This is a genomic window from Clostridium sp. AWRP (genome assembly GCF_004006395.2).
Taxonomy (GTDB): domain Bacteria; phylum Bacillota; class Clostridia; order Clostridiales; family Clostridiaceae; genus Clostridium_B.
Genome location: NZ_CP029758.2, coordinates 750,404 through 774,642, shown reverse-complemented (window position 1 = coordinate 774,642; position 24,239 = coordinate 750,404). Strand labels below are relative to the sequence as shown.

Annotated in this window: 25 protein-coding genes and 1 other annotated feature; all 25 genes read right to left on the bottom strand. The window is 31.1% G+C overall.

All coding sequences use genetic code 11. From position 1 onward, the window contains the following. Positions 1 to 223: 223 nt before the first annotated feature. The 25 genes from mgsA to DMR38_RS03375 all read right to left on the bottom strand — a co-directional run bounded on the left by mgsA (position 224) and on the right by DMR38_RS03375 (position 24,239). On the bottom strand, positions 224 to 595 hold the full coding sequence (gene mgsA / locus DMR38_RS03490) for a methylglyoxal synthase (protein WP_127720011.1): 372 nt from the start codon (positions 593 to 595) through the stop codon (positions 224 to 226). Between the two features lie 12 nt (positions 596 to 607). Next, positions 608 to 1,729, bottom strand: coding sequence for a rod shape-determining protein RodA (rodA, locus tag DMR38_RS03485; RefSeq protein WP_127720010.1), 1,122 nt, complete (start codon positions 1,727 to 1,729; stop codon positions 608 to 610). Positions 1,730 to 1,806: 77 nt separating this feature from the next. Next, positions 1,807 to 2,073, bottom strand: a complete 267-nt coding sequence (gene minE, locus DMR38_RS03480; RefSeq protein WP_063556563.1) for a cell division topological specificity factor MinE — start codon at positions 2,071 to 2,073, stop codon at positions 1,807 to 1,809. Positions 2,074 to 2,088: 15 nt separating this feature from the next. Beyond that, positions 2,089 to 2,886, bottom strand: a complete 798-nt coding sequence (gene minD / locus DMR38_RS03475) for a septum site-determining protein MinD (protein WP_127720009.1) — start codon at positions 2,884 to 2,886, stop codon at positions 2,089 to 2,091. A gap of 281 nt (positions 2,887 to 3,167) precedes the next feature. Next, the gene (gene minC, locus DMR38_RS03470) at positions 3,168 to 3,800 is read right to left on the bottom strand and encodes a septum site-determining protein MinC (protein ID WP_127720008.1); all 633 of its coding nucleotides are present in this window, start codon (positions 3,798 to 3,800) and stop codon (positions 3,168 to 3,170) included. A gap of 248 nt (positions 3,801 to 4,048) precedes the next feature. Then, positions 4,049 to 6,748: a penicillin-binding transpeptidase domain-containing protein gene (locus DMR38_RS03465; RefSeq protein ID WP_127720007.1), complete on the bottom strand. Its 2,700-nt coding sequence runs from the start codon at positions 6,746 to 6,748 to the stop codon at positions 4,049 to 4,051. A gap of 18 nt (positions 6,749 to 6,766) precedes the next feature. Then, the gene (gene mreD, locus DMR38_RS03460) at positions 6,767 to 7,258 is read right to left on the bottom strand and encodes a rod shape-determining protein MreD (RefSeq protein WP_127720006.1); all 492 of its coding nucleotides are present in this window, start codon (positions 7,256 to 7,258) and stop codon (positions 6,767 to 6,769) included. A 12-nt stretch (positions 7,259 to 7,270) separates the two neighbouring features. Next, positions 7,271 to 8,134, bottom strand: a complete 864-nt coding sequence (mreC, locus tag DMR38_RS03455; RefSeq protein ID WP_127720005.1) for a rod shape-determining protein MreC — start codon at positions 8,132 to 8,134, stop codon at positions 7,271 to 7,273. 9 nt (positions 8,135 to 8,143) lie between these two features. Further along, positions 8,144 to 9,154, bottom strand: coding sequence for a rod shape-determining protein (locus DMR38_RS03450; RefSeq protein ID WP_127720004.1), 1,011 nt, complete (start codon positions 9,152 to 9,154; stop codon positions 8,144 to 8,146). 14 nt (positions 9,155 to 9,168) lie between these two features. Then, on the bottom strand, positions 9,169 to 9,861 hold the full coding sequence (gene radC / locus DMR38_RS03445) for a DNA repair protein RadC (RefSeq protein ID WP_127720003.1): 693 nt from the start codon (positions 9,859 to 9,861) through the stop codon (positions 9,169 to 9,171). Positions 9,862 to 9,875: 14 nt separating this feature from the next. Then, positions 9,876 to 10,454 (bottom strand): Maf-like protein, encoded by a 579-nt coding sequence (locus tag DMR38_RS03440; RefSeq protein ID WP_127720002.1) that lies wholly within the window; start codon positions 10,452 to 10,454, stop codon positions 9,876 to 9,878. Positions 10,455 to 10,465: 11 nt separating this feature from the next. After that, positions 10,466 to 10,726, bottom strand: a complete 261-nt coding sequence (locus DMR38_RS03435; protein WP_127720001.1) for a DUF4321 domain-containing protein — start codon at positions 10,724 to 10,726, stop codon at positions 10,466 to 10,468. A 178-nt stretch (positions 10,727 to 10,904) separates the two neighbouring features. Continuing rightward, complete coding sequence (locus DMR38_RS03430; RefSeq protein ID WP_127720000.1) at positions 10,905 to 11,627, bottom strand: hypothetical protein; 723 nt, start codon at positions 11,625 to 11,627, stop codon at positions 10,905 to 10,907. 69 nt (positions 11,628 to 11,696) lie between these two features. After that, positions 11,697 to 12,218, bottom strand: a complete 522-nt coding sequence (locus DMR38_RS03425; protein WP_243124430.1) for a GNAT family N-acetyltransferase — start codon at positions 12,216 to 12,218, stop codon at positions 11,697 to 11,699. A gap of 132 nt (positions 12,219 to 12,350) precedes the next feature. Continuing rightward, positions 12,351 to 13,250 carry a homoserine kinase gene (thrB, locus tag DMR38_RS03420; protein ID WP_127719999.1) on the bottom strand — a complete coding sequence of 300 codons (900 nt, stop codon included), beginning with the start codon at positions 13,248 to 13,250 and terminating at the stop codon, positions 12,351 to 12,353. Between the two features lie 51 nt (positions 13,251 to 13,301). Further along, positions 13,302 to 14,546, bottom strand: a complete 1,245-nt coding sequence (locus tag DMR38_RS03415) for a homoserine dehydrogenase (protein WP_127719998.1) — start codon at positions 14,544 to 14,546, stop codon at positions 13,302 to 13,304. Between the two features lie 102 nt (positions 14,547 to 14,648). Further along, positions 14,649 to 14,933, bottom strand: a binding site (T-box leader). 23 nt (positions 14,934 to 14,956) lie between these two features. Then, complete coding sequence (locus DMR38_RS03410; RefSeq protein ID WP_127719997.1) at positions 14,957 to 15,394, bottom strand: ACT domain-containing protein; 438 nt, start codon at positions 15,392 to 15,394, stop codon at positions 14,957 to 14,959. A gap of 673 nt (positions 15,395 to 16,067) precedes the next feature. Further along, positions 16,068 to 17,909, bottom strand: a complete 1,842-nt coding sequence (locus tag DMR38_RS03405) for an APC family permease (protein WP_127719996.1) — start codon at positions 17,907 to 17,909, stop codon at positions 16,068 to 16,070. 450 nt (positions 17,910 to 18,359) lie between these two features. Then, the gene (locus tag DMR38_RS21675; RefSeq protein ID WP_175412912.1) at positions 18,360 to 18,533 is read right to left on the bottom strand and encodes a hypothetical protein; all 174 of its coding nucleotides are present in this window, start codon (positions 18,531 to 18,533) and stop codon (positions 18,360 to 18,362) included. Positions 18,534 to 18,606: 73 nt separating this feature from the next. After that, on the bottom strand, positions 18,607 to 18,882 hold the full coding sequence (locus DMR38_RS03400; protein ID WP_127719995.1) for a EutN/CcmL family microcompartment protein: 276 nt from the start codon (positions 18,880 to 18,882) through the stop codon (positions 18,607 to 18,609). 155 nt (positions 18,883 to 19,037) lie between these two features. Beyond that, a complete protein-coding gene (locus tag DMR38_RS03395) occupies positions 19,038 to 20,417 on the bottom strand; it encodes a sigma 54-interacting transcriptional regulator (RefSeq protein WP_243124565.1) in 1,380 nt (459 codons plus the stop codon). Between the two features lie 483 nt (positions 20,418 to 20,900). Further along, complete coding sequence (locus DMR38_RS03390; RefSeq protein ID WP_127719993.1) at positions 20,901 to 21,467, bottom strand: 4Fe-4S dicluster domain-containing protein; 567 nt, start codon at positions 21,465 to 21,467, stop codon at positions 20,901 to 20,903. A gap of 4 nt (positions 21,468 to 21,471) precedes the next feature. Next, the gene (locus DMR38_RS03385; RefSeq protein WP_127719992.1) at positions 21,472 to 22,860 is read right to left on the bottom strand and encodes a [FeFe] hydrogenase, group A; all 1,389 of its coding nucleotides are present in this window, start codon (positions 22,858 to 22,860) and stop codon (positions 21,472 to 21,474) included. Positions 22,861 to 22,902: 42 nt separating this feature from the next. Then, on the bottom strand, positions 22,903 to 23,457 hold the full coding sequence (locus tag DMR38_RS03380) for a 4Fe-4S dicluster domain-containing protein (RefSeq protein WP_127719991.1): 555 nt from the start codon (positions 23,455 to 23,457) through the stop codon (positions 22,903 to 22,905). A 26-nt stretch (positions 23,458 to 23,483) separates the two neighbouring features. Next, on the bottom strand, positions 23,484 to 24,239 hold the full coding sequence (locus DMR38_RS03375) for a 2Fe-2S iron-sulfur cluster-binding protein (RefSeq protein WP_127719990.1): 756 nt from the start codon (positions 24,237 to 24,239) through the stop codon (positions 23,484 to 23,486).

Below are 24,239 nucleotides of genomic sequence, written 5' to 3'. Positions count from 1 at the left end.
GCACCCTATTTATTACTTAAGCATACTTTCAATAATTAAAAATTAATAGTTAAGAATTAATAGTTATGGATGATTTTTTTCCGTTAACACTTCAAAAAATCTAAAACATAGGCTATTGAAGCAAAGCTCCAATAGCCTATGTTTTAAATGTAACGTAAAAGAATCCACATTAACTATTAATTCTTCATTCTTAACTATTAACTAAAAAAATATAGCTTGTCTACTAATTGTGTGACTTTAGTGCTTTTACAAAAACTTCTGCAGAACCTAAATTAGTAGCTAGAGGTACACAGTGAACATCACAGATTCTAAGTAATGCAGCGATATCTGGTTCGTGAGGCTGTGAAGTTAAAGGATCTCTTAAAAAAATAACTATATCCATTTCTCCCTGTGCCACTTTACTTCCTATTTCCTGGTCCCCACCTAAAGGTCCTGAAAGAAATCTATTAACTTTTAAACCTGTCATCTCATTTATTAGTTTTCCTGTAGTTCCTGTAGCAAAAATTTCATGACCTTCAAAAACATCTTTATATCTTTTTACAAAATCCACCATATCATCTTTCTTTTTATCATGTGCTATAAAAGCAATTCTCATACAAAATTCCCCCTAAAAGTTAATTTTTTTCCTTCTCATACCTATATTTAAAATTAAAGCTATTTCTATAAATGCTGCAAGCAGCGAACTTCCACCATAACTCATAAAAGGCAATGTTATACCTGTTATAGGAAGTAATCCTATAGTCATACCTACATTTTGAAAAATTGAAAATAACATCATCGATGCTATTCCTACACATACTATAGACCCAAAAATATCTTTAGCTTCCCTTGATATTTTTATGAATCTATAAAGCAGAATAACATAAAACAGTATCAAAGCTAAAGCACCAATAAGTCCCCATTCTTCTCCAACTACAGAAAATATAAAATCTGTATGTGCTTCCGGTACATATCCTCCTGATATCTGGGTTCCCTTTAAGAATCCTTTTCCCCAAATTCCACCTGACCCAATCCCTATTTGTGATTGGGTAACTTGAAGAGAATAAGACATTTGATATTTTTCAGGACTAAATAAAGATATAATCCTCATTTTTTGATATTCTTCTATAAGAGGTGTATTCAAAGCTATCACTATTAAAACAGTTAATGCTAAAAGTCCTCCTATTAGTACTCTTAAATCCAATTTTGCAACAAAGACTATTCCAAGGACTGCAAAAAAACACACCATTGTCATTCCCATGTCAGGTTGTTTTACAATTAGAGCCATAGGAATAAGTGGATAAATCATAAGCTTCATAAAATTTTTTACGTTATTTATGTCTCCTTCCATATCCTCCAGCTTTTTTGCAATCATTAATATAATACCTATTTTTGCAAATTCAGAAGGCTGCATGCTAACAGGACCAAGCTTAATCCATGATGAAGCTCCATTAACTGTAGACTGAAATGCCGGTATACAATTTATTATAAGTAAAAACACACAGAACCAATATATTATACCAACATAACCTTTTATCACAGAATAATCTACTAGAAGTATAAAATAAGTTAGTACAAGCCCTATAGCCATATACATAAGCTGTGATTTTAAAAAATGAGTTCCATCACTCATATGAGAAGCACTATAAATATTTAAACTTCCAAAGATACATATAATTATAGCAGTAATTAATATAGGAAAATCAAATTCCCTTAAAAGCTTTCTGTTTATGACAAATTTTTCAAGCATTTTATACATCCCTCCAATGCAACTATAATGATTATAACACAGGAATATAAAAAAGCTATGCATAATTTATACATAGCCTACTTATTATACTTAACTTTTTTTATAGGTATACTGGCCACAAGTGCTGCTGAATTTCCCGTTAATTCCTCTGAATTTGTCATTTTTACATCTATTTCAGAACGATCTATCTCCATATATTTTGAAAGTACTTTAAGTATATCGTCCTTTATATTGTCTAATACTTCCTTTGACATATCACATCTGTCGTGTATCAGTATTAATCTCAATCTTTCTTTAGCTACATCTTTGGAAGATTGCTTAGAGAACATCTTAAACAAGTCCATTCCCCTACTACCCCCTTATTTAATACCAAATATTTTCTTTATTGATGAAAAAAATCCTTCATGGCTAGTATTCAGATCCATAAGAGGCACTTTTTCTCCTGTTATTCTCTTAGCTATATTTCTAAATGCTTGTCCTGATAATGAACTACTAGTTAATACTATAGGTTCTCCCTTATTTGTAGAAATAGTTATATTTCTGTCATCCGGCACTACTCCTATAAGTTCTATAGCCAAACTGTCTAATATATCACTTACATCCAGCATATCTCCACTTTTAGTCATTTCATAATTAATTCTGTTTACTATAAGTTGATGTTTTTCAATTCCCTTAGCATCTAACTTCCCAATGACTCTATCAGAATCCCTAACTGAAGTAACTTCAGGATTTACTACAACTAATGCTCTATCTGCTCCTACTATTGCATTTTCAAATCCATGCTCAATTCCTGCAGGACAATCTATAATTACATAGTCGTATTCATTTTTCAATTCTTCAATTAAATTCAGCATATCTTGGGTACTTATATCATCTTTATCTCTTGTTTGTGCTGTAGGCAAAAGATACAAGTTTGGTAATCTTTTATCCTTTATAAGAGCTTGTTTTAACCTACACTTGTCTTCTACTACATCAAGTATAGTAAATACAATTCTATTTTCAAGTCCCATAAGAACATCTAAATTTCTAAGTCCTGTATCTCCATCCACTACTACTACACTTTTATCCAAAGCAGCTAATGCAGTACCTATATTTGCCGTAGTAGTAGTTTTCCCAACTCCCCCTTTGCCTGATGTTACTACAATTGCTTCTCCCATCTATACTACCTCCATCAAATAAATTTATTAAATAAATCTCTCTTAATATATGAACGTATACAATTAACGATAATCATCTAAGCAATAAAACCATCTATAGAATATTATACTAGACATAACAAGAATAATCCAGAATATTATTCAGTACAATTTATACCAATTATATATCTTTAAAATTACTAACAAAGGACTTCAGCATTAATAAATTTTGCTTAGTAGGAGTATTACACTAGGCAGCCATCAGATAAAATAAAGCTGAAGTTCTTACTAACTATGAGATATCAAATAAACTTATTTGGCAAATAGGGTTCTACTATTATTATATTTTCCCTAACCTTAGCTACTTCTGGATACTGGGGTTTAATATTATCCTCTGGTGACCTGGTAACTATGTCTGCAATTTGAAGCATTTCCGGCTGCAAACAAATTGAAGCAACTATAGCTTTTGAATTTCCCCCAAATCCAGCATGGGCATATCCATGAAGTGATCCAAAAACTATTATGTTACCCCCTGCATATATTTCAGAACCTGCATTTACATCTCCAATTACAACTATATTTCCCGAATAATTTACTATTTGACCACTTCTAACCGTTCTATGTAAAAATTTAGTTCTTCCTTCGTAAATTCCTGAAAATACTTTGCTTGGCTTTTCACTGCTGTCCTCAAATATACAATCCTTTATGAGAAATTTTTCAAACAATATATTTTTAAGTTTATTAAATTGCTTTTCATTTACACTTTTTAATTCTGTTGTTATTTTCAGAGTGCATCCCTTATAAAACATCTTTCCAGTTGAAAGCCTTTTGATTAAGCTTTCAAGCATTTCGTCAAAATCTTTAAAGCCATTATTATTTATAATTATATTTATTCCATCTCTATTACCCTTAATTACTATATTATTATTCCTCATAATTAGCCTCCATAAGTCACCTCATATACTATTTCAACACCCTTTACGTAAATCCTTCTTAATTTCCAACTTTATTTTTTAATATAATACTTGTTCTGGAAATTCTTATTTAAGCTAAATTCTAATTAAAATTATTATCATATAAGGGACTGCCGCATTAAGAAATTTACATACAACATATTGTTTTAAAGATTAATAATAAACCAGTATATTGTAGTATTTATTCTTAGTACAACAGCCCCTTTATTTTAATTACTGTTTTGTTGAGTACTTGTACTAGTAGACGTACCAGTAGACGTACTAGTAGTTATACGGCCTGTTTCAGTAAAATATGCTGAAAGAATATCTCTTGCTACATAAGCTGCACCACTTGCTCCTTGACCACCATCAAATATGACTGCATATACAGCTATTTCTGGTTTATCAAGAGGTGCAAATGCAACATATTCAGAATAGTCAGTTCTTCCTATTTGATCTTGATTTCCCAAACTTGCAGTACCTGTCTTTCCTCCTGTACTTATTGGGAATCCGCCAAATACTTGTGACCCTGTACCACCTTTCTCATTAACTGCACCCATTCCTGCTTTAATAGCAGCTATAGTTTCAGGCTTAATTCCAGTTTTCTGTATAACTTCTGGTTTAACCTGCTCAATAACTCCTCCATTAGGATTTAAATATTTATCTACCAAATGTACTTTATATCTAGTTCCACCATTCACCAGGGTAGCAATATAATTTGCCATCTGAACAGGAGTAAATTGGTTAAGTCCCTGTCCTATAGCAGCATTTTCTATATTAGCCGGTACCTTTAACTGAGCATTTGCATCTGAAACAGTTATGCTATATATGACATCAATCAAATCATTCATTTTCTCATCACTTATATCCTTTTTGTTATTAGGATCTTCCTTTACAAGTTCAGAAAATAATTCTTTGTATTTTTCTTTATCAAAAGCACTCTTTCCATTTTTTACAGAATTCTTTATCAAAGTTTTGATATCATTCTTAATTTGCTTTACCTTGCTTGAATCACTGCTATTATCATATAGATTAATTGAAACTAGCTTATGACCTTTATCATCCTGACCGTCTTTAAGGTCAGCCATAGTTTGCCATAAATAAGTGCTGGCATAAGTATTTTTATTTGATACTGTATTATATACTTGCCCAAATTTTTCTGGAATTTCTATGCCGGTGAATGCTTTTACATCACTATTTACGGAAACGCCAAGTCCAAACTTCCATGCATATTTAGCAAGTCCATCGTCTCCAAGAGCCTCGCGGATGCGCTTGCCTACAGTCATAAAATAAGGGTTACTGGATTTCTGTATGGCAGCAGCTAAATCCACTACTCCATTTCTACCATCCAATATAAACTTTACAATCTTACCACCCTGATCAAACTGTCCTTCATCATCTACACAAAAGCCTGGATTTATTACTCCACTTTCAAGGCCTGCAATAGCAGTCATTGGTTTGAATGTAGAACCCGGAGGTATTAAAGACTGAGTAGCATAATTATAAAACGGTTTTGGAAATATGTCATAAACATCTTGTCTTATAGTAGTGTTATTTTTTATACTTGTATCAAGTGGGAATAACGTGTTTAGCACTTGATCCTCTGTCTCCCCTGGAAAATTTGAAGTTATATTTCTCTTCTCTATATATTCCTTTCCAAGAACTCCTAAATCTGGGCTGAAATATTGCCTATATAAATCTTGAGATATCATACCAGGTTGTGCGAACATATTTGGATCATAACCAGGCCTGCTTGCCATTGCAATTATTGCTCCCGTATTCACATCAATTGCTACTGCTGCCCCTCTAGTTGCATTGGTAGTATCAGATCTATTCTGACCATAAGGATTAGCTCTTAGCTTTGCCATAGTAGCATCCAATGAATCTTCTGCTGCTTTTTGAACCTTGGAATCCACTGTTAACTGAACTGTTTCACCTGGGTAAGAGTCTTTTTTGCCCAATTCTTGAACTATTTTTCCATTTTTATTCAGCTTTACTATTTTTCCTCCCTTTGACCCTTTCAATCTATCTTCAAGTGCACCTTCTATGCCTGCCTGACCTACATAATCACTACTTACATCGTAACCTTTTTCCTTGTATTTATCATAGTCAGAAGATATTTTAGATATGTATCCTATAAAACTAGACCCTAGCTCCTTATTAGGATAATATCTTATAGGCTGGGTATCCACATCTATTCCTGGGAGTTCATTTGACATTTGTAAAAATTTAAAGGCAGTATCCTTCTTTATATTACTTGCAACTGTTACAGGTTTATACCCAGAATAACTCTGCATTTTTAAAGTATCCTTAATAATCATATATCTTCTCTGATCTTCCAAAGAATATGCACTACTTATTTTGTACTTGGCAATAAGTTTTTTGAAAGTATCCTCTGGAGTTATTTTCAGTAATTCTTTATTTACTAAACTCTTCAAATCATTTTCAGATATATTTTTATTTTTTCTTTTAATTTTCTTTTCTATTTCATCGTTTAATCCTCTATCTCTTTTAAACTTAATTTCAAGATCCTTTCTAGTTTCTTCATCATCACTTCTAAATTCAAACCTATAAGGATTTATCTTAAGTTCAAAATCATCCTTCTGACTTTCCCCACTTTCATCTAGTATCTTAAATACTTTACTCATAGTAGGGAAAAAAGTCTTATCATTTTCATCTGTTTGATTATATATAAGCACATAACTTTGAATGCTCTTAGCTAAAACATTCCCATTCTTGTCCAAAATTTTTCCTCTTGGAGCCGCTTCCTGTATTTCTGTCAAAGATTTATTATTGGACTGCTCTTTATACTCTTGCCCCTTTACTACTTGAAGAAAGAGAAGTCTTCCAGTAATAGTTGCAAAAATAGCTACCATAATAACTGCTAGTACAGTATATCTTGTAATATTAGAATGCTTCTTCTCTTTCAAAAAATATCATCTCCACCTTTAAAATTTCCACTTAGCTTCCATATAATCTTTATTGCAAAGATTATATATTGGCTTATACATAAAGATACACAAAATCATATCATAAATTCCTGTGAAAAATACATTTTTTATATTCACATACACTCCACATAAGTATAAAATACCCATTATTAACAATCCCTTAAACAAAACAAGTAAAAAACAAGAAATAACAGGAATAAGTCTTCTTTTTCTAAATATACTATTTCCTACAATACCTGCAATTACACATACTATCATATTTGTAAACGAGTTTATTCCAAAACCATATGAAAAGTATATATCCTGAAGTAAACCTGCAAATACTCCAAGCCACATACCTTCCCACGTTCCATTTACAATGGAATAGCAAATTACAAATATTATAAGTAACCCTGGATAAAAACTCTTTACCGCAAAAAAAGGCATCAGTGCATTATCCAAAATAAATAGCAGAACTGATAGTAAAACTAATACTAATAATTTTTTCATTTTACATCCACCCTAGTATTTTATATCCATTTTGTCTTGAGGCACTACAATAAGTAGTTCCTGAAGCTTATCAAAATTCACATAAGGTTTTATCAAAGCATTTTTCATTACTTTTCCCTTATCATCCTCTACACTTATTACAGTTCCAATTCTTATTCCTCTAGGGTATGAATTATTAATTCCTGATGTTAAAATAACATCTCCCTTTTTTATAGTAGAGTCCTGTGGAAGATAATATAACTTTGCTAAAAATTGATTATTACCATCACTGTATCCTTTTACCATACCACTATTTGTCACATCATTTGCATCTGATTCAGCACCTTCAATAGTTCCACCTACTGCTAAATTTTCATTAGCCAGAGACTGTACTATGGACCAATTACTTTCCACATGGACAACCTGTCCTACCAAACCATCTGCAGTAACCGCAACCATCTGCTTTTTTATACCGTCCTTACTGCCTCTATTTATTGCAAATTCATTTAAGATTCCATCACTACTTCTACCTATTACATCACAGCCTATATAATCATATTCCGATTTTTGGCTTTTAAAATTCAGCTCTTTTCTTAGCTGAGAATTATCATTTTTAAGTGAATTATATTCTACTAATTTATTTTTTAACGAACTATTTTCCTTCTTCAATTCTTCATTTTCACTTTTTACCCTAGAAAAGTTTATTATAAAACTCAGAGAATTTTTTATACTATTGTTGACCTTATATAATCCTCCTTGAAAAGAATTAAAAGTAACACCTATGCCATTTCTTACAATTGAATTGCTATTACCCTTGATACTAAAAGAAATCAAAGCTAAAAAAATAATTGAAAGTACTATTATAGCTAAAACGAGTTTATTTCTCAAAAATCTCATAATACATCACTATTTTCTACTAGCTACTATTTTATCAATAGTATCAAGGGCTTTTCCAGCGCCTAGTGCAACACAATCAAGAGGTGATTCAGCTATATGAACAGGCATATGTGTTTCTTGATTTATCAACTGATCCAATCCTCTAAGCATCGCTCCTCCACCTGCAAGCATAATTCCTTTGTCCATTATATCTGATGCAAGTTCTGGTGGTGTCTTTTCAAGGGTAGTTTTTATAGCATCAATTATTGCTACTACAGGTTCCTTAAGAGCTTCTCTTATTTCACCTTCTGTTATATTTATAACCTTAGGTAACCCTGATATTAAGTCTCTTCCTCTTATCTCCATGGAATTTTCTTCACCTATATCAAAAGCTGAACCTAATTCAATTTTTACATTTTCCGCAGTTCTTTCACCTATCATTAAATTGTATTCTTTCTTTATGTAACCTATTATAGCCTGGTCTAACTCATCACCAGCAATTCTTAAAGATTTACTTGTAACAATTCCTCCAAGTGATATTATAGCTACTTCTGTAGTACCTCCGCCTATATCTACAATCATACTTCCTGTTGGTTCATTTACTGGAAGTCCTGCACCAATAGCAGCTGCCATAGGTTCTTCCATTAAAAGCACGTCCCTTGCGCCTGCATGTTTTGTTGCCTCTTCTATTGCCCTTTTTTCAACTTCAGTAACTCCAGATGGAAAACATACAAATATCCTAGGACTAGTAAATGCTGACTTAGGGCTTACTTTTTCTATAAATTTTCTAAGCATAGTATGAGTAACATCAAAATCAGCAATAACACCATCTTTTAGTGGTCTTATAGCCACAATATTACCAGGAGTTCTTCCTATCATTTCTTTTGCTTCATTACCTATTGCCATTACCTTCTTTACATCATTGTTTATAGCAACTACAGAAGGCTCTCTAAGTACTATTCCCTTTCCTTTAACATATATGAGTGTATTAGCTGTTCCTAAATCAATTCCCATGTCTCTTGACATTCCAAAAAATCCCATTTATATTACTCCTTTCAATATTCCAAAATTCCTTTTTGTTTTAAACTAACATATATTTCGTTTCCTATTATAAGATGATCTAATAGCTGTATGCCTAAAAGTTCACCGCATTCTTTTAATCTATGTGTTATATTTATATCCTCATTACTAGGTGATGGATCTCCTGAAGGATGGTTATGGCACACAATTATAGATGCACTATTTTTCTTTATAGCATAGTAAAATACTTCTCTTGGATGTACAAGTGCAGAATTTAAACTTCCTATAAATACATCTCTAATGCCTATAACTATATTTTTTGTATTCAACATAATAACTTTAAAATATTCCTGCTTCAATCCCTTCATTTCTTCCATGACAAGCATCGCTGCATCTCCTGGATTGCATATCTTATAATCATCACCATCCCTATAGGATTTGAATCTCTTTGCCAATTCCACCACAGCAAATATTTTAGCAGATTTTGCCTTTCCAATGCCCCTAATATTCATAAGATCTTCTAAATTAGAATTAAAAATTCCATTTAGTCCTCCATTGTCTTTTATAATCCTGCTGCTTAAAGATATTATATTTTCTTTTTTTGTACCTGAACCAAGTATTATTGCCAAAAGTTCTGAATTAGAAAGAACTTCTGGACCATATCTGAATAACCTCTCCCTAGGTCTTTCATTTTGTGGTAAATCCATAATTTTTACTAATTCATTCATTTAAAAACTCCTTATTATAGATTTAACCCCATCTCACTTAACATATTATACAACTTATTTAAAGGTAATCCTACTACATTATAATAACATCCATGGATTTCTCTTACAAAAATTCCTCCACGACCTTGAATGCCATAGGCACCTGCTTTATCTTTATATTCTCCTGTTTTTAAATACTCCTTTATGCGTTTATCGTCTATTTTAGAAAATATTACACGAGTACACACAAAGTCCTTAATTATTTTATTTGAAGATTTATCTATAATTGCTATACCTGAATATACCTTATGCTCATTTCCGCTTAAGGACTTCAGCATATGAAAACCTTCCTCTATACTACCTGGTTTTCCAAGTATCTTTTCTTTAAAAGATACTATTGTATCACATCCTATTATTATAGAACTACTGTCTTTCAACTTTGAAGACACATTTTTAGCTTTACCTTTAGCTAGCTCCATAACATAAGAACCACAATTTCCATTAAATTTAACAGAATTTTCATCAAAATCACTTACCATAACTTCAAAATTTCCTGTCAATCTCTTTAAAAGTTCCTTTCGCCTACTGGAAGCCGAAGCCAATACAATCTTCATGTCATCACTTCCTAATATCTTCTATATAGTATTATAGCCACAATTATACCAATTATAGTCATAATGTTTATACTAAACTTTATTCCTAAAGTCAACACTACAACTTTAAGATTTAATATAACTGGTTCAGTCATTCCCACAGAATAAGAATTTTTAAAAAAGTTTAAAAAACTAAAATTATTTCCAATAGCATCTCCTACAAGGCTTCCACATATAGCTCCTAAAATTATAAGAAACCATAAAAAGCTCTTACCTTTTTCAGCCCCTCTCACAAAAATCCCCTACCTTAATATTATATCTTATATAGTTTATCATTTAATAAAAGCATAAACAAGTAGATATATTATTGTTCAAAAAAATTTTTTAATTAAACATAAAAATGACAAGTATTGGTGTAAATATCCCCGTACTTGCCCTTATATTATGACTTATTACCTTAATAATATAAAATTAATTTGATTTGATTTTCTTCAATATATTAAATATATAAATATAATTTTCTTCAACTTTATCCTTCGTTATTTCTTTAGGAAGTTTACTTACATATTCCGTTAAATCTTTTAAAACTAATTTATTATTACCACTTTCCGTTTTTTCACTCTTTAAAGAAGAACACCATTTTTTCAATTCATCTGTTTGTATGGATTTTACATCCTGTTCTGAAAGTTTATTTAGTATCTCTAAGTTTGCATTTACTATTTCAGCTATTTCAGCATTACACAAATCATACCTCTTTATCGTAAATGCCATTTTTGAATTGTCTACTTTTTGGTTTGTAAGAGATTTCATCATTTTCTCTCCAACATCCTCTTGAAACACACCTAAAAATACCCTTGTCTTATCTGAATCCTGTATGGAAAAAGGTAATCCATATTTAGTTAGCAAACTTTTTTCCTCTGCTGCGTTATTTTTATCTTTGTAAATTCCACCTTGTACGGCTATAAATTTAGTAGATTTACCATCCACAGCTGAGCTGCTCTTATTAGAAGTATTTTTGACTTTATTTTCAGATACAGTATTGGCCGCATTGTCATTTAAATTTCCTGATGTTTTAAATACCACTTTAAATATAAAAGTTCCCAATATAAATGCAGCTGCAAGTATTATGCATGTAAAAAACACAAAAGGCTTAGTACTTTTCTCTCTTTTTAAATCATATCGCGTGTACTTCATTTTTTCACCCCTAATTTTATACTATTTCTATATATTAATATTAAGGGATAAAAAAATTATTACTGTTAATTATTGGATTTTTTTCATAATTATCATGTCCATTTGCTTTCCATCTATGTCATAGAAGTTCTTTACTATTCTAATAGTTTTATACCCAGCACTTTTCCATATATTCATATTTTCAATTTCATTTTTAATTGTTCTCGCAAAAAATTCAGTCACATCATATTCCCTAGAAAAGTACTCTATTATTTCTTTTATTAAAATGCCCCCTAAGCTTGTATTTTTATATATTTCAGATAGATAAAAATACCATATCCAGAGTTCATTTTCACTTTTAAACTCAATTCTCCCCTTTAATATTCCTATTAAAATACTGCCCTTTTCTATTTTTAAAAAAAATTCGCACTGACTTATATAACTCTCCAAAAATCTCTCTCTTAGATCTTCTAAATTTGTTTCTCCCTCTAGAAAATCCTTTTTATTCATCAATTTTTGTATAGCCACTAAATCTTTTTCTTGCACATTAGAGATTTTTATATCTTTATATTCTATTTCAACATCCAGCATTGCTTCACCTCTTTTGTACATTTAATTTGATTTAACTATTAAAGGATTATACTTTTAAAATTCTACACAAATTTAAAAATTCCTTTATTTATTAAATCAATTGGCATAAAAGCAACACTGAATTCTTAAATTAACTACATTACCATTAGTAGACTAATTTAAAACTCTAGCTCCCTGCAAATCTGGATCAAGTAAAATAACTTTCCAAGTATCTTCTAGTTCATTTAAGAAATTTTTCATGGAACTTACAAATTTCTCTGCATTTTTGTCTACTACTGCCATAAGTGTAGATCCTGAACCACTTATAAATTCTCCTATAGAGCCTAAGTCTTTTGATTTCTTAAAAACATCATCAAAATTTCTTATTAAACTTTTTCTATAAGGTTGATGGATTTTATCTTCAAAACATATTCTAAGTTTGTCAAATTCATTGTTATAAAGAGCACTTATAAGCATAGCAGACCTAGAAGTGTTAAATATACAGTCCTCTTTTAAATAAGATTTAGGTAAAACTTCCCTAGAAAGAGCTGTGCTAACTTTAAATGATGGTATCATAGCAACAAATTTTAATCTATCTGGCACATTTACCTTTGAATGTTTTATATCCTCACCCACTTTTATAGATATTACCATTCCTCCAAGTGCTGCAGGCACAACATTATCAGGATGTCCTTCTATTTTTGTAGCCAAATCAATTATATCTTCCATATCCATTTTATTTTCCATAATTGCATTTGCCGCTGTTATACCACCGACTATACATGCAGAACTACTTCCAAGCCCCCTTGACATAGGTATATCACATTTAAGCACATTTATTTTAAATCCATTATAAGAATATCCTTGTTCATCCATAGCACTTACTATACTCTTGTATATAAGATTTTCCCTGAAATCCTCTTCTGACCTTAATCCACCATTATATATTTCACTTTTCCCATTTATTTCTTCAACTTCAATTTCATTATATAATTTAAGTGCCATACCTAAAGTATCAAATCCCGGCCCCATATTTGCTGTAGTAGCCGGTACCCTAACCTTCACTTTAGTCATATCTAATATTCCTCCAATTTTGTAAAGATTTTTGCTAAAACTATATTCTTATCATTTATCCAAAACCAATAACTTCTTTACAGACTGTGCGCGCTTTTCACTTTTTACTTTTTTAATATAATCGTCTATTAAATCTTCGTTATCTGCATTTACAAAAGCTACAACTTCTTCTTTATTTCCAGAAACACTATTAGATAAAATATAACAGCTTTTAAAACTTGAAGATATACTTTCTATAATTTCTACTCTATTTTTTGTTTTAATTCTTAAAAGCCACTTGCTTTTTAAATTCCAACTTTTATTTATGCTAGCCTTTTCACTACTAAAAGTAATAGTTTTTTCTCTTTTATTTTCAACTATATCTGCTATATCTGAAAAAACTGCACTAGCTGTAGGAAACATCCCTGCTCCTTTTCCTGAAAACATCACGTCTCCTACTGCATCTCCTTCTACTAAAATAGCATTGTATTCATTCTCAATTTTTCCGAGCATAGAATCTTGTTTTACCATAACTGGCATAACCGCTGCATATATATCATCTTCAGATATTTTGCTAATTCCAAGAAGTTTTATACTGCACTTTTTCATTTTGGCATATCTGAAATCATCGCTATCAATTTGTGTAATCCCCTCTATATTTATATCTTTCCACTCCACTCTTCTGTTATATGCAATAGTAGATAAAATTGAAAGTTTTCTAGCTGCATCATATCCTTTAACATCTGATTCTGGATTTGCTTCTGCAAAACCTAGTTCCTGGGCAAGTTTTAAAGCTTCTTCATAACTCATGCCGTTATGGCTCATTTTTGACAATATAAAATTTGTAGTACCATTTAGTATAGATCTTATACTCTTTATTTCATTACCCACAAGACATTCATTCATTGATTTCAGTATAGGTATTCCCCCTCCAACACTTGCCTCAAAATGAATTGTAACTCCATTTTTTTTAGCTAATTGCAAAAGTTCATATCCTCTTTCTGCCATCAAATCCTTATTAGCTGTAACTACATGCTTTTTCATATTTAAAGCTCTTTTTATATATTCATAAGATGGATTTAGCCCCCCCATAGCTTCCACTATGATATCCACCTTTTCATTGAATATATCCTCTATATTTTCTGTTAAAAGCCCCCTATTTTTATTGTTTAAGTGTTTATCTACATTTCTAACTAAAATTTTTGATATTACTAGTTCCTCATCTAGTTCATCTTTAAATTTATATCTATTTCTAGATATAAGTTCAGCTACTCCGCTTCCTACTACTCCATATCCAAGCATTGCTATATTTGCCATTTTACTTCCCCCTAATTATTTAATCTTATCAAGCTACTCCTAGACTCAGATAAATTTACTTAAGTATTAAGTTACCTTCTAATGCTAAAAAAAACCCTTCCCCACTGGGACGAGTTTTATCGCGTTTCCACCCAATTAACAGTGTCAATTTTTAGTTATCGCTAAAATAACTAAACCCAATACAGCCTAGGATATTTATCCATTACTTAAAAGCCATTACTGTCTCTCAATATCCATAACGCAGACCTGCGGAAATACCTACTGTTAAATTTCAGTATACAACTCAAAGGTGGTTTTCAATAATATTAACTTAGGGAATATTGCAGCCTATGAATCCCCTTCTCTAAAAGCAATGCATTATTTACTTTTCCTTTTCATTGTTTTTACACATAATTTAAAATGAACTTCATTTATTCCACTGCTACCAAACTTACACTTATGACACTATCTAACTTACCTATCTCTTCAACAAGTTCATTAATTTCTACTTCCAATTTAGAAGCATCAAAAGTTATAGATACAGCAGCAGCATTATTTATGGGTATATCCTGATTTAAAGTCAATATGTTGCCACTTCTTTGCGCTATTTTATCAAGTATATTTGATAGTGACCCCGTCTTATGAGCTAGTATAAGTCCAATAGTTACCTTGTGACTTGTTACACCTTCGGATAATGTAAACACTGAATCTTTGTATTTATAATAACTGCTTCTACTTATACCTACTTTCTTTACGCCTTCTGATATATCTTTTACACAACCAGTTCTCAAAAGTTCTTTTACCTTTACAACTTTGTCAAACACATCAGGAAGTATTTTAGTGTCAATTATAAGAAATCTATTATTCATAAAACCCCGCCTTGTCCGTCAGTCAAATACACGTGTGTGTTGTTGAAGTATATGAATTATAATATCATAATAAAAATAAATATTCAACAGTTTTTATAAAAAATTTTATCTCAAAATTCAAGTAATCCTTTACACATAAATTATATTTTTTTAGTTAATAGTTAAGAATGAAAAATTAATAGTTAATGTGGATTTTTTTCGTTACACTAAAAAAATCTTTAATTAAATTTTCTAACTTATACCTATGTAATGTATTAATCTGTAACATTGGTCTATCCATATTTATATGAGTGATTCTAATTGAAATTTTAACTTATACATAAATATACTAACAAAATAGAAATCACACTTAAAAACTTTTTTATTAAATATAAGTAATCATTTACGCGCAAACATTACAAAATCAGATATAAAGTTTTAACTAAAAAATAAACTTGTGCGTAGAAATATTTTACAATAAGCAAGTACATTTAAATATTTTGTATATAAGTCTTAGTAAAAAATTTGTAAAAAAACTTTGGGCTTTTGAATTGTCTGAGGTACGAGTTTTCAAAAGTCCTTAGGTTTTTGCAAATTTTCTACTTAGACTTATCAAAATATTTAACGTACTTGTGATTGTAAAAATATTCGGAGCACAAGTTTATTTTTCGTTTAGAAACTCTATATATTTTCTTTAATCTTCAAATATTATATATGGTACTGTAACTATAGCTATATTTCTTCTTCTCAAAAGCATGGTTTTAATAAATAGTGCCGTTTGATTATGAAGTATGTTTCCCCACCATTTTGTAACTACAAATTGTGGAAGGACTACAGTAACTGTATCTTTAGATCCTGCCGAGTACTCTTCAGATTCTATGAATTTAACAAGAGGACCCACAATACTTCTGTACGGTGATTTTTTTACTATTATAGGTATGTCCACATCATATTCATGCCATTTTTTCAAAAGCTTATTTGTAGCCTCATCGTCTACAGAAACGTGAAAAACTATTATATTTTTAGAAATTGTTCTTGCATAATTTAAAGCTTTCAAAAAAGATTTATTCAAAGTGTCTATAGGCACTATTACGTATCTCTTCTGTTCTGCAAAGTTTATCTCCTTAGGTTTTTCATCAATAGATAGTCTTAACTGTTCTGCTACTTTAGTATAATGTTTTTTTATAATTACCATGAAATATACTATAGTTGGTATAAGTATAAAAACTATCCAAGCTCCACTTGTAAATTTTGTTATTCCAAGTAAAACAGCCGTAAATAAGGTTACAGAAGCACCTACACCATTTATAAAAGCTCTGTGAACCCACCCTTGTTTCTTTATTCTTACCCATCTTACAAGCATCCCAAACTGTGATAATGTAAAAGATATAAAAACTCCCACAGCATAAAGAGGCATTAAATAGTGAGTTTCGCCATTAAATAATACTACTAATAAACAAGATATAATTCCTAAAGTTATAATTCCATTAGAATATCCAAGTCTTTTTCCCCTTTTGGCAAACTGTCTTGGTGCAAAACCATCCTTAGCTATATATGCTAAAAGCATCGGAAGTCCTGCGAAGGCTGTATTACTTGCCATAATAAGTATGACTGCAGTAGTCGCCTGAATTATATAGAACATAACATTATTTCCAAATACCTGAGCTGCTATCTGGGCTACTACGGTTACATTAGAATTAGGAACTGAATGATACAATGTTGCCAGGTAAGATAAACCTAAAAATACTATAAATACAGTAAAAGAAAGAAGTCCTAATACTTTCTTAGCATTTTTTTGACACGGCTCTTTGAAGTTAGGTATTCCATTACTTACTGCTTCAATACCCGTTAAAGCTGTGCATCCTGAAGAAAAAGCCCTTAAAAATAAGAAGAGAGTTATATCCCCTGTAACCTGAGGTACTTTATAAGCAACTACTGGAGTATATCCAAAAATTTTAACCTTACATATTCCCCATGCAATCATAACTAGTATGGATATAATAAACAAATATGTAGGTACACCAAACATTTTAGAAGATTCTCTAATTCCTCTAAGATTTCCTATAGTCATAAATAGTATTAATAATAAAGTTATTTGAACTTTATATGGAAAAAGCGATGGAATTGCAGATGTTACTGCTGCCGTTCCTGCACAAGCACTAACTGCAACGGTAAGTATATATCCTATAGTAAGTGATGCACCTGCTATAAGTCCTGGGGTAGTACCCAGGTTATCTTTGGCTACAATATATGATCCACCGCCGCCTGGATAGGCATCTATAGTTTGTCTATAAGACATAGTAACTAAGAACATTAGAAGTACAATACATAACGTAGCATAAAACATATATTTATATGACATTATTCCAAGTACAGGTATTAACACCCAAAGTATTTCCTCTCCCGCATAAGCCACTGATGAAATAGCGTCACTAGATAATATAGGTAGTCCCCAAAATACATTTAATTTTTCACTTTTTAATTCTTCAGTTTTTAAACTTTTTCCTATTAAAAGTTTCTCTAATTTAGATCCCATTTTTTTGCTCCTCTAAAAGTAAATTTTCTTTTAAGTTTAGTATGGAATGATTATATATTATAATTAACTTTTATCATAACCTTCTTTTGAATATTTAAAGCTCATTTTAAATCAAATTAGTCAATTTAAAGCTAAAAAATAAATTATTTATCTATATTATTCATTAATCCTTCAATTTAATACGATTTTAGTATATTACTAATTATTGACTATTGAAAATACTGATTATTTTTCGCATATACCGTATTTATACTTCTAATTAACTAAGTAAAAACTATATTTATATGTGATATATAAATATAGTTTTATAATAACCCTATAACTGCAAAATATTATTGAATTTTAAAATCGATATATCAAATTTTAAATATGTACTTATTTTAAATCATGGGCTAGTTCTTTCATCTCAGTAGTCATAGATAACACTTCCTGTAACCCAGAATTAATTTGCTAGATAGCTGCTGCTGCATTTAATCCAAGCATTTTTGTCTGATCTGCAATACTCTTTATAGAACCTATAATTTCATATATTTTAGACGACAGTTCCTTTATACTTTCAATTTCCTTACTTAAAGATTGTTGATTTTCTGAAACCGTAGCAGCAGAAGATGCTAGTCCTTCCATAGCTTTAGATATTTGCTGTAAACTTTCATTAACTATTAATTCTTAACTCTTAATTTTTAATTACATTTATCAATTAACGTTCATCCCATTCAATAGAATCCACAATACCTACAATAGACGCATCTATTGGTGTATTATTTTGATAATCACTAGAATTTCTTGATCCACTTCCTGTAACCACAATTACAGTATCATTAGCACCTGCACCTACAGTATCTACAGCAACAAAATGATCACCAATTAAATTTTCTTTTTCATCTATTTTTTTTACTATTAATAATTTGTTTCCTATAAGCTTTTCACTTTTTTGAGTAGAAACAACCTTTCCAACAACTTTGCCTAAAAACATACATATTCCCCTCTATTTACAATTCTTCTAATCACTAGTACTATATAATTAGAATATTTTTTCACATTTTCTTACTTTTAATTACCTGCATAGTAATTTTCATTTTTTTATTATATTTATTAGTATTATAACTATACTGCAATTTTAAACTTAAATCAATTTTGAGATTTATCATTGTATAAATTCAAATCTATGCCATACTTAGTTATTTTTCTATATATAGTTGCCTTGCCTATTTGTAATAATTCAGACGCCTTCATGACATTTCCCTTACAATATTGAAGTGCATTTCGTATACACTGTTCTTCTACTACTTCCAAAGGTAAAACCTCTTTTGATGATTCATTACTTATTGGCACTTCAGCTTTTCCACCCTTACCAATAAGATACTTTGAAGTTATCATTGTATCCTCACAAAGATAATAGGATCTTTCTACTACATTTCTAAGTTCTCTTGTATTTCCCTCAAAATTATATCTTCTCAACTTTTCTATGTAGGAAGGGTCTATATATTTGGGATCACATGGATTCTTAATGTTAAGTTGACTCACAAAATGCTGAGCTAAAAGTTCTATATCTTCCTTTCTATCTCTTAGAGGAATAAGATGGATATTCATGACATTAAGTCTATAATAAAGGTCTCCCCTAAAATTTTTGTTTTCAACCTCATCTTTAAGTACTCTATTTGTTGCCGCAATTACTCTTACATCAATAGATTTTTCATAGTTTCCTCCAACTCTAACTATCTTAAGGTTATCTAATACCCTCAAAAGTTTTGACTGAATATCAAGTGGGAGTTCTCCTATTTCATCTAAAAATATTGTACCTCCATCTGCTAATTCAAATTTTCCTGGATTTCCTCCTTTTGATGCACCTGTAAAGGCACCTTTTTCATATCCAAAAAGTTCACTTTCTACTAATTCTCTAGGTATTGCAGCACAGTTTACAGCTACAAAAGGCCCCTTACTTCTGCTGCTGTAATTATGAATAGATTGGGCAAATACTTCTTTTCCTGTGCCGCTTTCACCTTCTATGAGTATATTACAATTTGTCTTAGCTGCTCTTTTAGCTAACTTTATAACAGTTTTCTCCCTTTCATTTTTTGTAATAACATCATCAAAAGTAAATGAAGCCTTATAACCCACTAAATTATTTACCATCTTATGTAGGTTTTTAGTATCTCTAATAGCCAGTACCAATCCTATAATTCGTCCTCTCAATTTCACAGGCACCAAATTTACAACACATCTTATCCTTTTTCCATCTATATAAAAACTGCAATCCTGAGACCATTTATTTTCTCCAGTAAGTACTACAGTTTTTAATATTTCATCCTTTAATATTTCATTTAAATAAGTTAAATATAAAGTTTCTTCTTTTACTCCCAGTATTTTAACAGTTGTTATATTTACTTTTTTTATTAAAAGGTTTTCATCCGTGATTATGAGGCCATCATAACAGCAATCAAAAATAGCTTTAAGTATAAAGGATGATATATCATATTCCAATATACTGTCCATATCAATCCTGCACATACTACCTACATCATCTAGGAAACTCATATCTTCCATTTTTTAACCTCCTCAATATGTAAATCTTCTATTTAGTTTTAGTATATCACATTTTGAGAATAATCATAAAAGGATTATTGTATCATTATGATAAATATTTATATAATATCATAATGATATTGACTTTTTGTGTCATTATGATATTATATAAATATAAAGTGTCTTGTTTCAATAGAATAACAATTGGCACAAAAATTGCTTTAATATAAATGTGAATATATGTTTGAAAAAACATTTTAATAGCCCTAAACCTAAAAACCTAAAATCTAAGTAAAAAATACTCCAGCATAGTTAGACCCCTATGCTGGAATATTTTTTATATGTATAAATAATTCACAATTAAAGATGATTTTCGAAAGTTAAGTTATATACAACAAAAAAACTAAGAGCCTTCACCATATGCTATGATGAAAGCCCCTAACTTTTATTTATAATTTCATATAATCTTTAACTTATTTCACGTTCGTCGTCATCTTTTTTTTCAATTATATTATTATTGTCGTCATAAGTAACTAATTTAAGAGATTTTGTAGGACAAACTTCTATGCAAGCAGGTCCTCCATCCCTATCCTGACAGAGATCACACTTATTTGCTACCACTCTCCCTTTTCCATTTACAGTAGGATTACCTTCTTCACTCATCTTAAGTGCCTTTTGATCTACAACTTTTCCGTCCTTATATTGAGAAGCTAATTCAATAGCTCCAAAAGGACAAGCTAGCATACAGATTTTACATCCTACACATACATCTTTATCTACACTAACGTAACCATTTTCATTTGAAATAGCGTTAACTGGGCAAGCTTTAGCACAAGGTGCATCTTCACATTGTCTACATTGAACAGGAGCACTTACTTTAGCAGTCTTTATCACATTTAAGCGAGGATTAAAGTTAATTTTTGATACATTTGTATTAAAAAAATCTTCTCCTGAATGTGCAATACCACAAGCTGCTTCACAAGTCCTACATCCTATGCATTTATTAGGATCTGCTACTACGAGGCAATTTTTCATTTTATTAACTCTCCTTTTTTCTTGAGATATACTTAGTGTGCAATAATTCGTGAGACTTACATCCTAATGGTTTGTCTAAGAACTCATCGTATATTTTCTTTATTTCTGGATTTTCATGTGATTTTCTATAAGTAAGATTAGAGTCATGATCATATAGTCCCTTTTTTCTATTATTATAAGCCTCTTCTTTATCTGAATCAAGTATAACTTTAGGTTGTCCTCCACCACTTATACATCCTTGAGGACAGGTCATAACCTCTATAAAGTGTAAATCACATTTACCTGCCTTTACTGATTCCATAACGTCTTTTACATTCTTTAAACCTGAAACTACTCCTACCTTTAGTCTAATATCTCCTAAATCTACTTCAGCAGTTCTAAAACCTTCTCCACCTCTTACCATAGTAAGATCTATGCTTGGAATAGTTTTTTTAGTATAAAGTTCATATCCAGTTCTAAGTGCTGCTTCCATAACTCCACCTGTAGCACCAAATATAGTTCCTGCACCAGTATACATACCAAGAGGAGTATCAAACTGTTCTTCTTCAATAGTATTAAAATCTATATCAGCATCTTTGAACAATTGTGCTAATTCCCTTGTAGTTATAACTGCATCTACATCCCTGTATCCACTGTCATGCATTTCTTCTCTTTCACTTTCAAATTCCTTGCATGTACATGGCATAACAGATACATTATAAATTTTAGCCGGATTAACTTTATTTATCTCTGCTCCATAAGTTTTAAATATAGCTCCAGCCATTTGATTTGGAGACTTACAACTTGAAAGATGAGGTAAAAGTTCTGGATATGTTTGTTCTGCATATTTTACCCATGCTGGACAGCAAGAAGTAAACATTGGCAAAACTCCACCCTCAGCTACTCTTTTTAGTAACTCACTGCCTTCTTCCATTATAGTAAGATCTGCACCAAAGTTTGTATCATATACTTTGTCAAATCCTAATTTTCTGAGTGCAGCTGCCATTTTTCCTTCGCTTAAAGTTCCAAGAGGCATTCCAAAATCCTCTCCTATAGCAACTCTTACAGCAGGTGCACATTGCACAATTTTAAATACATCTTTATTTTCCAAAATTTCTTTAACTCTCTTTGCCTGACCTTTATTGTATGCTGCAAATAAAGGTTCATCTACTTCCTTTAACAATCCTCTATCAAATAACCTTTTGCTAACTGGAGTAGGAACATCATCATATACAGATTGATAGCCTTTACAAACTTGAATGCATTGTCCACACATAACACACTTTTCAGTATTTATCTTCTGAGGTTTACCCTGTTCACCTTCTATAGCATCTACAGGGCAGACATCCGCACATCGTCTACAGCCTGTACATAATTCTTCATCTATATTTATCATAGAAGTACTAGTTGGCATATTTAACATTCCTTTCTTTTCCGGATTTTTATAACTTATAAATTAGAGATTTGCGTTTATATTTAATAGTTCCATAGCAGCTCTTACACTACGATCCTTTTTATCTTCTCTAGGATCTACTAATCTCAAAGCCTCTTTTGGACATTCTTTGACACAGGCAGGTTCTCCTCCCTCTTCCTTACATAAATCACATTTATAAGCTGCTGCTCTTACTTTAACCTGAATTCCTCCTGTAACTACTTTACCTTGAGTTCTAGGAAGTAAACTTACAGCACCTACCGGACATACTATTGTACAGGTCTGACATCCTATACATGCACTTTCATTTATAATGATGCTTCCATCTTTTTCAACTATAGCATCAACTGGACAGGCATTTAGACATGGTGCATCCTCACAATGTCTGCATTGTACTGGCATTACATTTCCTTTATTTTTAACAAAGAATAACCTTGGAGTAACTTTATTATTCATAGTTCCAATAGTTTTTCCTTGAGTATCTTCTCTATGTTTTGCAGCACAGGCAATCTCACAAGATCTACAGCCTATGCACTTGTCAGGATCGGCTATTACAAAAGAATTAAACTCTGGTTTCATTTAAATTACCACCCCTCTTTTAATTTTCACACGTTTTCAAAAATATTTTTGACATCTTTGGCTGTAACTTTCTTCTTGCAGCTGCTGCACATAAGCTTTTCTGGCTGCTCTTTTCCAAGTCTATTGTAAGCATATTTTACGTGTTCTTCTGTAGCAAAATATTCTCCGCACAAATCACACTTAACCATCTTGAATTTTTTACCCCACATTTCTCTTTCTCCATCTTTATCCACAACTTTTATTGCATTAGTTGGGCAAACATTAGCACAGGAAGCACATCCTATACATTCTGGTGAAGGTTCATGATATGGAGTTGCTACTTCTTTATACATACCCCTGTTAACAGTTGAAATTGCTCCAGTACCTAATTCCTTGCAAGCTTTTGCACAAAGTCCGCACAAAACACAATTTTGTTCTGGATCCAATTTGAACCTCTTTACTCTCTTTTCCTCTACTCCAAAGGCTTTAGCTAATTCATTTACTTCCTTATTTTCAGGACATCTTACTTTTAAAAGCATAACTATATTTTTTCTCATTCTCTTTAATTCATCGTCATTAGTTATAACTTCTACTTCCTTACTTACAGGGAATATACAGGAAGTTACTATCTTTGCACGTCCCCTATCTACTACTTTAACTATACATAGTCTACAGCTAGCAAGCCCAGGCAATGCATCACTGTGACATAATGTAGGTATATATATATTATTTCTTCTTGCTATTTGTAATATGAATTCTCCTTTTTCAGCTTCACAAGCTTTTCCATCTATTGTAATTTTCAT